Origin of the sequence: Exiguobacterium sp. K1, assembly GCF_033721435.1 — a bacterium.
GTDB lineage: Bacteria > Bacillota > Bacilli > Exiguobacteriales > Exiguobacteriaceae > Exiguobacterium_A > Exiguobacterium_A artemiae.
In genome coordinates this window covers 532,542-544,768 of the sequence record NZ_JAOTIT010000001.1, presented here as the reverse complement: position 1 = coordinate 544,768, position 12,227 = coordinate 532,542, and the positions used below count along the sequence as shown (strand labels likewise).

The 12,227-nt window shown below is 49.2% G+C and carries 14 protein-coding genes; 1 reads left to right on the top strand and 13 read right to left on the bottom strand.

What is annotated here, in order from left to right:
• Window positions 1-2 precede the first annotated feature (2 nt).
• From panC to bshA, 5 genes are all read right to left on the bottom strand, one after another.
• Window positions 3-833: a pantoate--beta-alanine ligase gene (gene panC, locus N7U64_RS02705; RefSeq protein ID WP_318928376.1), complete on the bottom strand. Its 831-nt coding sequence runs from the start codon at window positions 831-833 to the stop codon at window positions 3-5.
• On the bottom strand, window positions 830-1,669 hold the full coding sequence (gene panB / locus N7U64_RS02700) for a 3-methyl-2-oxobutanoate hydroxymethyltransferase (RefSeq protein WP_318928375.1): 840 nt from the start codon (window positions 1,667-1,669) through the stop codon (window positions 830-832). The genes panC and panB overlap by 4 nt, the downstream gene beginning before the upstream one ends.
• Window positions 1,670-1,907: 238 nt before the next feature.
• Window positions 1,908-2,879: a biotin--[acetyl-CoA-carboxylase] ligase gene (locus N7U64_RS02695; RefSeq protein WP_318928373.1), complete on the bottom strand. Its 972-nt coding sequence runs from the start codon at window positions 2,877-2,879 to the stop codon at window positions 1,908-1,910.
• Window positions 2,840-3,985, bottom strand: coding sequence for a CCA tRNA nucleotidyltransferase (locus N7U64_RS02690; RefSeq protein ID WP_318928372.1), 1,146 nt, complete (start codon window positions 3,983-3,985; stop codon window positions 2,840-2,842). The genes N7U64_RS02695 and N7U64_RS02690 overlap by 40 nt, the downstream gene beginning before the upstream one ends.
• Complete coding sequence (bshA, locus tag N7U64_RS02685; RefSeq protein WP_012370653.1) at window positions 3,972-5,114, bottom strand: N-acetyl-alpha-D-glucosaminyl L-malate synthase BshA; 1,143 nt, start codon at window positions 5,112-5,114, stop codon at window positions 3,972-3,974. The genes N7U64_RS02690 and bshA overlap by 14 nt, the downstream gene beginning before the upstream one ends.
• Window positions 5,115-5,300: 186 nt before the next feature.
• Here bshA and N7U64_RS02680 point away from each other — a divergent pair, with 186 nt between their 5' ends.
• Window positions 5,301-6,188 carry a YitT family protein gene (locus tag N7U64_RS02680; RefSeq protein ID WP_012370654.1) on the top strand — a complete coding sequence of 296 codons (888 nt, stop codon included), beginning with the start codon at window positions 5,301-5,303 and terminating at the stop codon, window positions 6,186-6,188.
• A gap of 67 nt (window positions 6,189-6,255) precedes the next feature.
• On the opposite strand, the gene N7U64_RS02675 is transcribed toward N7U64_RS02680, so the two are convergent.
• From N7U64_RS02675 to N7U64_RS02640, 8 genes are all read right to left on the bottom strand, one after another.
• On the bottom strand, window positions 6,256-6,936 hold the full coding sequence (locus tag N7U64_RS02675) for a zinc metallopeptidase (protein ID WP_318928368.1): 681 nt from the start codon (window positions 6,934-6,936) through the stop codon (window positions 6,256-6,258).
• A gap of 46 nt (window positions 6,937-6,982) precedes the next feature.
• Entirely contained in the window at window positions 6,983-7,582 is a 600-nt protein-coding gene (locus N7U64_RS02670) for a DUF1405 domain-containing protein (protein ID WP_318928367.1), read from the bottom strand.
• A 56-nt stretch (window positions 7,583-7,638) separates the two neighbouring features.
• On the bottom strand, window positions 7,639-8,430 hold the full coding sequence (locus tag N7U64_RS02665) for a menaquinol-cytochrome c reductase cytochrome b/c subunit (protein WP_214848919.1): 792 nt from the start codon (window positions 8,428-8,430) through the stop codon (window positions 7,639-7,641).
• A gap of 41 nt (window positions 8,431-8,471) precedes the next feature.
• Complete coding sequence (gene qcrB / locus N7U64_RS02660; RefSeq protein ID WP_012370658.1) at window positions 8,472-9,143, bottom strand: menaquinol-cytochrome c reductase cytochrome b subunit; 672 nt, start codon at window positions 9,141-9,143, stop codon at window positions 8,472-8,474.
• Window positions 9,144-9,146: 3 nt separating this feature from the next.
• A complete protein-coding gene (locus N7U64_RS02655) occupies window positions 9,147-9,653 on the bottom strand; it encodes a ubiquinol-cytochrome c reductase iron-sulfur subunit (protein WP_026828085.1) in 507 nt (168 codons plus the stop codon).
• Window positions 9,654-9,757: 104 nt separating this feature from the next.
• Window positions 9,758-10,198, bottom strand: coding sequence for a DUF2487 family protein (locus N7U64_RS02650; protein WP_012370660.1), 441 nt, complete (start codon window positions 10,196-10,198; stop codon window positions 9,758-9,760).
• 196 nt (window positions 10,199-10,394) lie between these two features.
• Window positions 10,395-10,922: a ReoY family proteolytic degradation factor gene (locus N7U64_RS02645; protein WP_012370661.1), complete on the bottom strand. Its 528-nt coding sequence runs from the start codon at window positions 10,920-10,922 to the stop codon at window positions 10,395-10,397.
• Between the two features lie 28 nt (window positions 10,923-10,950).
• Window positions 10,951-12,213: a tetratricopeptide repeat protein gene (locus tag N7U64_RS02640; protein WP_012370662.1), complete on the bottom strand. Its 1,263-nt coding sequence runs from the start codon at window positions 12,211-12,213 to the stop codon at window positions 10,951-10,953.
• Window positions 12,214-12,227: the final 14 nt, after the last annotated feature.

Genomic DNA, 12,227 nt, shown 5'->3' with positions numbered 1-12,227 from the left:
GATCATGCTCCTCTCGTATATAGTAAGTTATCAATCAATCGGGCCGATTCAAATTGAACGGCAACCGCCAGTAAAATCATTTCTGTAGTCGCATCGACCGGATCGAGTGTCGGATAAGCGACAGCCTCGACATAATCGATTGTCGTACCTTCAAAGTGAAGCGATGCCCGTGTTTGCTCCAAAACCGTTTCGAGCGGTGTTCCGGCATCGAGCGCTTGTTTGGCTTGTTGCAACGCCTGCTGGATACCCGGTGCCTGCTTCCGTTCCGTTTCCGACAGATAGACATTTCGCGACGATTTCGCCAGTCCATCCGCTTCACGAATGATCGGACACCGTTTGATGTCGACCGGAACGAAATAATCGGCGACGTACCCTTCAATTAATGCCAGTTGTTGTGCATCCTTTAATCCGAAATAGGCACGCGTCGGTTGGACAATATTAAACAATTTACTGACGACCGTCAAGACCCCGTCAAAATGTCCCGGACGCGACGCACCACATAAGACGTCATCACCCGAACGAACCGTCACCCGCGCCATATCAAGCGGATACATGACATCGTTCGTCGGATAAAAGAGATAATCGACGCCGGCAGCTTGGGCCAATTGCTGATCACGCTGTTCATCCCGTGGATATCGGTCTAAATCTTCGTTCGGACCAAATTGTGTCGGATTGACAAAGATACTTAGGACGACGATGTCATTCTCCTGCCGTGCCTGTTCGAGTAAGGAAGCATGCCCTTCATGCAAGAATCCCATCGTCGGAACGAATCCGACCGATGTCTGCCCTGCCAATGCTTCCCGTAATTGTGCCACACTCTGCATGATTTTCATTCTTTTGATCCTCCATATAATGCCCCGATCAGTTCTTCATCCATCATGAAGGAATGGGCGAGTTCAGGGAACGTCCCGTTTTTGACGTCTTCGACGTAACGGGCAATCGCTTCCGTACCGGATGTGTTCCAATCGGCATATGCTTTGACGAATTTCGGCAACCGTCCGACACCGTACGTCAAGATATCATGGTAGACCAATACTTGTCCGGCAACATCGGCACCTGCCCCAATTCCGATTACCGGAATCGTCAAGAGTTCCTGAACACGTTTAGCAAGCGGATGCGGTACACATTCAAGAACAAGCATCTTCGCTCCCGCTTGTTCTGTGGCCAAACTGTCGGCAATCAACTGTTCCGCTGCTGCAAGCGATTTCCCTTGAACTTTAAATCCTTCGAGCACTCCGACAGATTGTGGTGTCAGCCCCAAGTGGGCAACACAAGGCATGCCGGCCTCCGTCAGACGACGGATCGTTGTCAGGATGTCTCCTGCCCCTTCAAGTTTCAAAGCGTCTGCTCCGCTTTCCTGGAAGATACGGGCTGCCGCCTCAAGCGTCCGGTCAAACGAACCGTGATAACTGGCAAACGGCATGTCAACGACCATAAAGGTTGCCGGTGCTCCGCGACGGACAGCTTTTGCGTGATGGACCATATCGTCTACTGTCACGGCAATCGTCGAATCATATCCAAGAATGACATTCCCGAGCGAATCCCCGACCAGCAGCAAATCGACGTGTCCGGCTTCCGCTAATTTTGCGGACGGATAATCGTACGCTGTGAGCATGACGAGTTTTTCGCCCGCCTGTTGTTTTTTTAGTAAAGGTGTCATCGTATGCATGTGTGTTCTCTCCTTCATAGTTTAGAGAGGACAAAAGGAAATGCCTTCCTTCCTAAAAAATAGCATAGGAAAGAAGGCATGAATAAGTGCAAAATCATCCTTCTGTCCCTGTCCGAGTAGGATCAAGGCAGTCAAATAAACAATATGAATATAAGCCTCTAACCGGTATGACTCCAAGTGGCTATCATCCTCGCACTTATTATACATGATTCAAAAAGCAGACTGCAAACGTCCGAGCTTACATCTCCGTCCAGTAAACCAGTTCGGCGGAATGAAATGCTTTCAGTCCTGTCTCTGTTTCAATTTGTAAGGTACCGTCCGCCTGAATTCCGCGTAAGATTCCGGTCACGGTCTCTTGCCGGGTCCGCAACGTCACTAAATCGTTTAACCGGTCGGCGTATTTCTCCCATGCCGGGACAAACGATGCGAATCCTTCTGTCAACCATTTCTTGTACATCGGTTCAAACGTGTTTAAAAACAATCCGACGATTTCAGCGCGGGCGATTAATTTTCCGGTTGCTAAATGTAAAGAGGTCGCCCGATCCGATAAAAGTTCCGGAAATTGCGTGTGGTGGACATTGATACCGATTCCGATGATGACGGAATTGATGCGATCGGCTTCCGTCTGCATTTCCGTTAGGATTCCGGCAACTTTTCTTCCGGCAATCAACAAATCGTTTGGCCATTTAATCGTCGCCGGGACGTCTAGTGTCCGTAATGTCTCGGCTAAAGCGATTCCGGCAAGTAAGGTCAATTGCCCGGCCTGGTGAAGCGGTGCTGTGGGACGCAAAATTAAACTCATTGCAATACCTGCACTCCGCGTCTCGTGCCAGGTCCGTCCAAGTTGTCCCCGTCCGTCGGTTTGAAAGTCACAGACAATTAACGTCCCTTCACTTGCTGCTTGTTGCGCCTGCTCATGCGCAATCCGTTGTGTGGTTTCCGTCTGTTCGAGATGAATGATCTGTTGTCCCAAAGTGTCCGTTCGCACATAATGCTGAATCGCAAGCGGTGTCAACCGGTCACCCCGATCCGCCAAATGATATCCGGTTTTTTTATGGGCTTCGATGATATAGCCGTCCTCTTTCAATGCCGCAATTTGTTTCCAAATAGCGGTACGTGAAATATTCAATTGATCCGCCAACTCTTGACCGGATATCCAGTCAGCTCGCATCAATGCCTGGAGGACCCGGTCCCGTGTTGATTTTTCCAACTCATCACTTCCTTTACCAGAATCTCGCGCTCATTATCCAACTGACGGTGCACGACTTGCCGCTCCAAATGATGGAGTGCTTCTTTAATCTGATGTTTTCGTAAACCGAGCTCCATCATGTCCCGTCCGTTGACCGCCAAGTCTTGCAGACGCCGAATCGGCAAGGACGCCCGGCCTTCGTGACGGTATCCCGTCATCTGATTCAAATGGTCCAATTCTTCATCCGACAGCCGGTAACGTTGCCAATCGGATAACGTCTGTTCGTGAACGAGCGGAGCGAAGGTCTTCGCCCGGCCTTCTTGTTTTTTAGACCGTTTCCATGCCCGTAAAGACTCGGGACGGAGTCCGGCCACCAAGACGAGCGTCCATACGTCGTCCGGCGACACACCATTAAACGGCAGCAGCATCAACTGATGCAGTATCACATCGTTCATATGCGGCATATAGTGTCCGATTCCTGTCCGACGCATCGCTGCTAAAGCGGCTTTGCGCCCGGGACCTAACAGCAGTTTTTCAAATTCAATGGCGATCCGTTCGACGGCAACGGATGAAAGGTGCTGTTTTTTATTTTCGATGGCCCGTTCTGTCTCCGGATCGAGTGTAAACTCCAACTGACTCATAAAACGGAACGCCCGGATCATCCGCAGGGCATCTTCATCAAACCGGTCTTCCGCCCGCCCGACTGTCCGGACGACTTTCGTCGTCAGATCAGCTTGACCGCCGAACAGATCGACGAGACCGGTCGGCTTCAGCGCCATCGCATTGATGGTGAAATCACGGCGCGTCAGATCTTCCTCCAGGCTGACACCTAGCGTCACTTCGTCCGGACGCCGCCGGTCACTGTACGCACTTTCCGAACGAAAGGTCGTCACTTCAAACGGTATATGATCAAGGACAACCGTGACGGTTCCGTGATCCAGTCCGGTCGGAATCACGACCGGAAACAGGTGCATGACCGCTTCCGGAAGCAGCGACGTTGCCAAGTCATAATCTCCGGGTTCGCGTTTAAGCAACATATCCCGAACCGCTCCCCCGACGACATAGGCTTCGCCGCCTGCCGCTTCAATCGTTTGGATGATCTGATTCGCAGACTCAAGCATTTTCATATTGCGCACACACCCGTTCATATAACAGTTCATAAGCACGAACGACCTGATTGGAATCAAACCGTCTCCGGGTATCGCGGATTCCTTCCTCTGCCAATTCTTCCCGCAAGGCCGCGTCATCAGCCAACTTTCCGATTCGGTCCGCTGCCGTCTTGACATCATACGTCGGAACGATGAATCCTGTTTTTCCGTCCTGAATCACTTCCGGTAATCCTCCGGCGCTCGAGACGACACTCGGGACACCAACGGCCATCGCCTCAAGAACAACCAGTCCGAAGGCTTCTTTTTCCGACAACAGTAAATGAATATCGCTGATTGCCAGCAACTGAGCGACATGCTCCTGTTTCCCGGCAAAAATGATTTTGTCGTAAATTCCGAGTTCCTTTGCCCGGCGTCTCGTCTGTCCCATTTCCGGACCGTCCCCGACCAACAATAACCGCATCGCCCGGTCTTTTGAAGCGATTGCAAACGCGGCAATCGTATCGTCGATTCGTTTGACCGGTCGGAAATTCGAAATATGAATGACGACGATTTCATCCGGCTCGATACCGTAATGCCTCTTCAACCGTTCATCCCGCATCGGATAATACATACTTTCGTCAATCGAGTTTGGGATGACTTCGATCGCATACTGTCCGTTTAATGTTATGTTCGTTTCGAGGGCCAGGCTTTCTGAAACCGCCGTGACGGCATCTGAACTTTCGATTCCGTACCGGATGGCCGGTTGCATTTCCAAGTCCTGACCGATGACGGTAATGTCTGTCCCGTGTAAGGTTGTCACGACACCAACCCCTTTTTTCTTCGCCATATTCCGCCCAAGTTCCGCGCATACGGCATGCGGGACCGCGTAATGCGCATGAATGATGTCAAGATCAAACAGATCGATCACTTCCGCGACTTTTGACGCCAGGGTAATGTCATACGGGGGATATTTAAAGACCGAATATTGATTCACTTCAACCAAATGAACGGTAATGTTCGGACGATATTCCGTCAAGCGGAACGGAATGCTCGAGGTGATGAAATGAACATCATGCCCCCGGTCCGCTAACTTCATTCCGAGTTCCGTCGCCACGACACCACTGCCGCCGACCGATGGATAACAGAGAATCCCAATCGCTTTTTTCATATCTAGTCACTCTCTCCTCATTAAATAATGTCCTGTAAGTAATGTCTTGTCCCTGCTCATTGTAATCAAATTGCCGACTAAAAACTACATCCGTCACTTTTCGAACGATTTTCGTCAGAAAAGCTAGTCTTTTTTGACGTCTGCCGTTACCCTAGAGAAAGAGTCATGTCAGAGAGGAGCAATCAGATGGCACCCCCATTTCAGTTTCCGATTCGTATTCAAAACATCATCTGGATTTTGATCGGATCCTTTATTTTCGCTTTTGGTATTTATCATTTTAACGTGCAAAACGAGTTGGCAGAAGGAGGATTTACAGGAATCACCTTGATCTTAAAAGGACTGTTCGGTTTTTCCCCGTCCGTTACGAACTTGTTGCTCAACATTCCGTTATTTCTCGTCAGTTATAAACTGCTCGGACGGACGACGTTCGTCTATACATTGATCGGAACGTTCAGTTTCTCGATTTGGTATGGATTGATTGCAAAATATTCTCCGCTTGAAATTTTCTTGAAAGACGATATGGTTCTCGCAGCCTTGTTTGCCGGGGTTTTCATCGGTGTTGGGCTCGGTATCATTTTCAATAATGGCGGGACGACCGGCGGGGTCGATATCATCGCCCGCTTGACCAAACGGTATTTTGGTTGGTCGATCGGCAGAACGTTTATGGTCTTCGACTTTTTTGTCATCGTCGCTTCACTGAGCTATCTCGACTATAAACAGGCGATGTATACATTACTTGCCGTCTACGTCGGAGCCCGGGTCATTGACTGGATGCAAGAAGGTACCTATGCCGGAAAAGCCGCGATGATCATCAGCGATCAACGGACGGAAATTGCAGACGGTATCCATGCGACGATGAACCGCGGGACGACCCGCCTGATCGCCAAAGGTGGCTATTCGGGACGCGACTTGGAAGTCTTGTACGTCGTCGTCGCCCGCAATGAAATTACACGGTTGAAGACACTTGTCAAATCAATCGATCAACATGCTTTTATCACTCTGCACGATGTCTATGAAGTGACTGGTGAAGGGTTTACCTTTGATGAAAACCGGGTCCCGATTAAAGAAACGTAATCAATGACAATAAAAATGACGAGAAATCCATTGCGGACTTCTCGTCATTTTTTTTCGATTCGATTAGTTAGTCATCACTTGACGGTGCAAAGACAATCAAAGCCAAACGGACGAACTCAGCAATCGCGACGAGTGTCGCAGCAACGTATGTCCAAGCTGCAGCATTCAAGACACGGCGTGAGCCGCGCTCTTCTTCCGCATCGATGATTCCGTGTTCCGTCAACTGGGCCATCGCCCGGTTCGACGCATCAAACTCGACCGGTAACGTGACGAGTTGGAAGATGACGGCTCCGAGCATCAGGATGACCCCAAGCATGGCAAGTCCGCTCATTCCGGCGAGGAAACCGATCAGTAACAACGGGAACGATAAGTTGGACGTGATCGAAGCCACTGGCGCAATCCGGTGACGAACCCGCATCATGCTGTAGTCGGTCGCATCTTGAATGACGTGCCCGATTTCGTGGGCAGCAATCGAGACGGCTGAGACAGTCGAACCGTAGTAAACATCTTCTGACAAACGGACGACTTTATTCGTTGGATCGTAATGATCGGACATCGTTCCGCCGATTGGTTCTAGACGCACATTCGTGATTCCGTTTTGCTTCATGATGAAATCTGCGACCTGTGCTCCGGTCACGCCGCTGTGAATCGGAACTTCCTGATATTTCTTGTACGTTTTTCTGACACGCATCTGCGCCCAAATCGGCACGATGATGATGATGGCCAGATAAATCAAATAGTTCGCCATGTCGTCGCTTCCTTTCATAAAAAAAGATTATAGTCTTATTTTATGTTCAAGCGACCTTATTGTCAATCGAATCGCGTGCCACAAACCAATATCCCATCAAAAGACATAATCCAGTCAGCCAGAACGAGCCGTAACCGATCCACTGGATATGTTCGGCGAGTGCCGGATACCGCGGCCACTGTCCGAGAACGTAATCGACGACATCGTTATGGACGACCCAAATTGCGACAAGGAGCAGCTCTTTGACCCGAAACGTCATGACCGGCGCGTAAAGCAATGCCTGAAACGCCATCGCCCCGTGCGAGACCATCAGCATCAACGCCATGGCCGTCAAATAGGAATTCTCCGTCCCGAGTTCCCGTAACATCAAGGCATTCATGACGACCGCCCACACCCCGTATTTGATTAACGTCACAAAGGCAAGGGCTTCAAATAAACGGGAACGGCGGTTGAAAATCCATAAAAAGACAATAATCGTAAAAAAGAGCGAGGCTGTCGGACTGTCCGGAATGAACGGATAATAGTACCACTTCGACTGCGCCAGTTGGGGTTGATACCAGTAATAGCCGTATAATGTTCCGCCCAAATTAATCAAAGCGAGCGGCCAAAGCACAGCTTTATGTTTTAACAGATGAATGAACAGCATGTATTGTCACCTCATGATAGACAAAAACCGGAGGAAAATTCCCCCGGCCGGTTGTCTTATTTATTGTTTTCTCCGCCTTCACCGTATGAAGCGATGAATTTAGCAAGTTCTTTATGTTCGGCATCTGAACCTTTGAACTGTCCAGCAGGCATCGAACCGACACCTTTGACTGCGATATCATAAATTTCTTTTTCTGTCTTTTTCGTCCCGACGAGGGCTGGAGCTGCTGCGCCGCCTTCGAGGTTCTTACCGTGACAGTTGACACATGATTGGTTCGAGTAAATCTCGAACCCTTTTGCTGATGTATCGATTTTTGGACCTTCGTTCATTGTCAACTCACCTTGTTTATGGATAGTATCCCAGTGTGTTGTCTGAACCGATTCCCATGTCAAGAAGACGATCGATACGATGGCAAGTAACATCATGCTGACGGCGATCGGACGTTTTGCCGGGCGACGTTCGAGTCCCTGGTCAAGCCATGGCGCTACGAGCAATGCTGTAAACGCAAGACCAGGCAGGATGACCGTTCCCATTAAAATGTACGGACCAGCCGCGAATTGGTATTTCAAGAGCTGATAGAGGAATAGGAAGTACCAGTCCGGAAGTGGAATGTACGACGTATTCGTCGGGTCAGCAATATTTTGAAGCGGTGCTGCTTCAACGATTGTCAAGGTCATGAAGCCGATCAAGAAGACCGCTCCTACCATCCATTCGCGAAGCAAGAAGTTTGGCCAGAACGCTTCCGTCCGACCTGGATACTCCGAATAGTCTTTTGACTTGTTCGGCATCCGGTTGTTGATCGACACCCGTGAATCGGTGACGAATTTCATTCCTTTACCACGATGCATCGTGTTCTCCCCCTTTTAGTTGTCTAATAATAAGTGTCGGTTTAAAGTGGTCCAGAGATCCCTTGTTTCCGGATCATCATGAAGTGGGCCCCGAGCAAGACGAACAATGCTGCAGGAAGGAAGAAGACGTGAATCGCAAAGAATCGAGCGATTGTGCTTGCACCGACGATTTCTCCACCCGCCAGGAGTGTTTTTGCAATACCACCGATGACAGGAATACTTTCCGCGATTTGAATGGTAACTTTCGTCGCGAACAATGCTTTCATATCCCATGGCAACAGGTATCCTGTCAAACCAAGTGCTAAGACAACGAAGAACAACAGTACACCGACAACCCAGTTCAATTCACGTGGTTTTTTGTATGAACCTGTGAAGAAGACACGTAATGTATGTAAGAACAACATTACGATGACGACCGATGCGCCCCAGTGGTGCATACCACGGACGATTTGACCGTGAGCTACTTCATTTTGAAGATAGTACACGGACGCATGCGCATTGATGATGTCTGGTACGTAATACATTGTCAGGAACATTCCTGAAAGAATCTGGATGACAATCGTAAAGAATGTCAACCCGCCAAAACAATAAACAAATGCTGAGAAGTTATGGGCCGGGTTAACGTGTTCTGGAACTTCATGATCGGCAATATCCCGCCAAAGCGGCGTGATATCAACGCGCTCATCAATCCAATCATAAATTTTTTGCATCATCGCTTACGCACCTCTTTCGACTGGTTTACCTAGGTAAAGGAAACCATCTTTCTCTTGCTTTTCATATTCATCAAGCGGTTTCGTCGGAGGCGTACCTGGTACGTTGACGCCGTCTTTCGTATACCGGCCGAAATGACATGGGCAATAGAATTGTTCTGGGTGCGTCGGATCCGCTCCAAAACTGACCTGGCATCCTAAGTGTTTACAGATCGGTGATAAAGCTAACACTTCGCCTTTATCATTTTTAAACACCCACGCAGATAACGTTTCTTCAAACTCATACCACGCATCCTGTGTTTGTTTTTTGAAGTCAACCCGTTTTGGTTCTGTCGTGATGTCCGACAACTTCATTACTTTTACTTTATCGCCTGCTCCTGATTTCTTCAGGACTGGATCAACTGCGAAGTTGACCATCGGCATGACCATCGTCGCCGCCATAAAGCCGCCGACTCCAGTCAATGTATACGTCAAGAATTGACGACGTGTTACATTAGACCCGTTTTGAGCCATCTCGATCCCCCCTCGTGATGTACACTGTGCCCCAAGACCACGGTACTTCACACAAATTTCTCACATGGTAATAGTATCTTAATAAAATCATTGCGTCAACCGCTTCATAGCGCGGTCCAGCGGTTTCCTAACTGCTCTAAGACTTGCCCGACAAAATTCCCGACCATCTGACCTTGTTGATCTCGGCTCATCGTCTCAAGCGATAAACGCGGGACATAAATAATGTCCGTGACCGATGTCTCTTTCCACCGTAAATCGGCAGTAATGAACGTCACAAATCGAAACTGTTCTGAAGATGCCGCTTGTTGCCAACTCGTAAGCTGGTCGATGGACGGTTCACCGATATACGTCATCGCCGGTACAAGCATCGCCCGTCCCGACAATTGCCGTTCGACTTCCGTCGCGACGGTCATCGTCATATCTGCACATTCCGAGAAAGCATGCATCGCTTCGTCGAATCCGACGGGAATCAATGGGACAATCAACGTATCGATATACGCTTGTTCGTTTCTTGTCCTTTGAACATCGGATGGTTTGAAACGCAAGTCATTCCCCCCTTTCCTGTTCACTTACATTTCGTCACATTTAATGTATCATATCCGCTTTTGTTACTGCTTCTTTAATGTGAACGTTTTATGAAATTAGCTACAATTTTTCTTCATATTTTCCCCTTAGTTTCGATTTCGAAAAAAAGCCTCCCTTCAGTACAGTCGAAGGAAGGCAAACGACTCGATTTTTCGATCAGAGTTGGCTGCGGATGATTCGCAATTCGTCCGAAAGCGATTGGAAACGATGTTTATCCCGGGCGTCAAGCGCCTCGTCGATCAACCGGACCAAACGTTCTTCTTCTTGACGGTTGACCGTCGCCGCAATGAAATTCATCGCAGCATCGGCCAGTTTCGGTTCAACGGCTACTTCCGGTCGGAACGGATTTTCCTCCAACAGCGAGAGGTACTCATCATCCATCATCATCCCTTGAAAGTTCAACTCGATATAAAGCGGCTCATCCGTCAATCGAATATCATGGTAGGCTTTTTCCGGATCGGTCGTTTTGACCTCTCCTTTTTTAAAGAGAAACGGGTCTGCATCAAATCCATAGGTCGTAATGATCATTGCTTTTGGCGCAAACATGGCATTTTGAACAAAGTGAACCTGTTCGAGCTTCGAATCGTTTCGAAGCCAATAATCGATGATCCACTTTGATTCCCGACGTTTCAACGTATAATAGGTCAAGATGCGGCGCAAGAAACGCTGCTTTCTCTCTGTCATCTTAATCCTACTCCCTTCTCCAGTGAAGTCATCCATCCATTCGTTCGACATAGTCGACTAAATCGGCATCTTCCGGTGTCAGAGCGGCCGCCCGGCGTAATAAGATCAGCCCTTCGTCCCGGCGTCCTTCTTCCACGAGCGCATATCCATACTCTTTTAAGAATAACGCATCATCCGCAAAAGCAGCCTCGACTTGCGCATATTTCTCCATCGCTTGCGTATACTCTTCTAATGCATATAAGGAGCGTGCCCGGTACCAGGTCAGAATCGGTGCCGTCACATGTTCTTCGATGGCGGAAATCGTCTCAAGCGTCGCATCGTGATCTTCATCTTCCGCGAGCAGTGCAAGCAGTCTTTCGGCCGCGACGAGCGATTCCGGATTGAGGGCCAGGGCTTCACGCAATGCTTTCACACTGCCTTCCCGGTCTCCAAGTTTCAAGAGGAACAATGCTTCCATCGTTCGCAACTCATCGTTGTAATCGTCGCGCTCGATTCCCTGTTTGATGACATTAAGCGCTTCTTTCGTCAGTCCGAGTTCAGCCTGACTTTCCGCGTACGGGACATACGCCGACGTATAATCAGGATCCTGAGCAATCAATTGTTGGAATGTCTCGACCGCTTTTTGATGTTGTCCGACCCGGTGAGCCGTCATCGCGAGTCCGAACAATGTATGCAGATCCGACCGTTCCGCCACGGCGCGTTCATACAGTGGAATCGCTTCTTCGAACTCCCCGATCATGGCCAATGCTTCCGCATAGAGGGCATCCAGCGGCAATTCTTCCCGCAAGACCGGATCAGCCGCAATTTCAGCAAACAAAGGAACCGCTTGATCAAATGCACCGAGTGTCATATACAGTTCAGCCAGTCCATAAGCAAGCAACGGTTCATTTGGTGCTAATTCCCGGGCCTCCTTTAATTTGGCCAATGCTACTTCATCAAGTCCTTGCGACTGATACAAGTCGGCGAGCAGGACCAACGTCCGGGGACCATTTTCGATATCCGTCACATCCACCTGTTCCAGGACGGTGATGGCCTCTTCTTCCCGGTCGAGATCGATGTAACATTCGGCAAGCAATAAGGCCACACCGGCATTCCCTGAGTAATCGACGTACAACGGAGCCAACAGATCGACGGCACGGTCGGATAATCCTAATTCGATGTACAAATCAGCCACCGCCAGACGATCTTCGTCCGTTCCTGTTTTTTCGAGTTGTTCGAGTGCGACTAACGCTTCAGACGTATGGCCGTGTTCGAGACTCTCGACTATTTCTTTTAATACGTGTTCGTTCAAGGCAAACGCCTCAC

Bases quoted from the DNA above. Each gene is read 5' to 3' on its own strand.
- panC (WP_318928376.1), bottom strand. From the start codon at position 833: ATGAAAATCATGCAGAGTGTGGCACAATTACGGGAAGCATTGGCAGGG.
- N7U64_RS02665 (WP_214848919.1), bottom strand. From the start codon at position 8,430: ATGCATCGTGGTAAAGGAATGAAATTCGTCACCGATTCACGGGTGTCG.
- panB (WP_318928375.1), bottom strand. From the start codon at position 1,669: ATGCATACGATGACACCTTTACTAAAAAAACAACAGGCGGGCGAAAAA.
- N7U64_RS02680 (WP_012370654.1), top strand. From the start codon at position 5,301: ATGGCACCCCCATTTCAGTTTCCGATTCGTATTCAAAACATCATCTGG.
- bshA (WP_012370653.1), bottom strand. From the start codon at position 5,114: ATGAAAAAAGCGATTGGGATTCTCTGTTATCCATCGGTCGGCGGCAGT.
- N7U64_RS02690 (WP_318928372.1), bottom strand. From the start codon at position 3,985: ATGAAAATGCTTGAGTCTGCGAATCAGATCATCCAAACGATTGAAGCG.
- N7U64_RS02655 (WP_026828085.1), bottom strand. From the start codon at position 9,653: ATGGCTCAAAACGGGTCTAATGTAACACGTCGTCAATTCTTGACGTAT.
- N7U64_RS02670 (WP_318928367.1), bottom strand. From the start codon at position 7,582: ATGCTGTTCATTCATCTGTTAAAACATAAAGCTGTGCTTTGGCCGCTC.
- N7U64_RS02675 (WP_318928368.1), bottom strand. From the start codon at position 6,936: ATGGCGAACTATTTGATTTATCTGGCCATCATCATCATCGTGCCGATT.
- qcrB (WP_012370658.1), bottom strand. From the start codon at position 9,143: ATGATGCAAAAAATTTATGATTGGATTGATGAGCGCGTTGATATCACG.
- N7U64_RS02645 (WP_012370661.1), bottom strand. From the start codon at position 10,922: ATGACAGAGAGAAAGCAGCGTTTCTTGCGCCGCATCTTGACCTATTAT.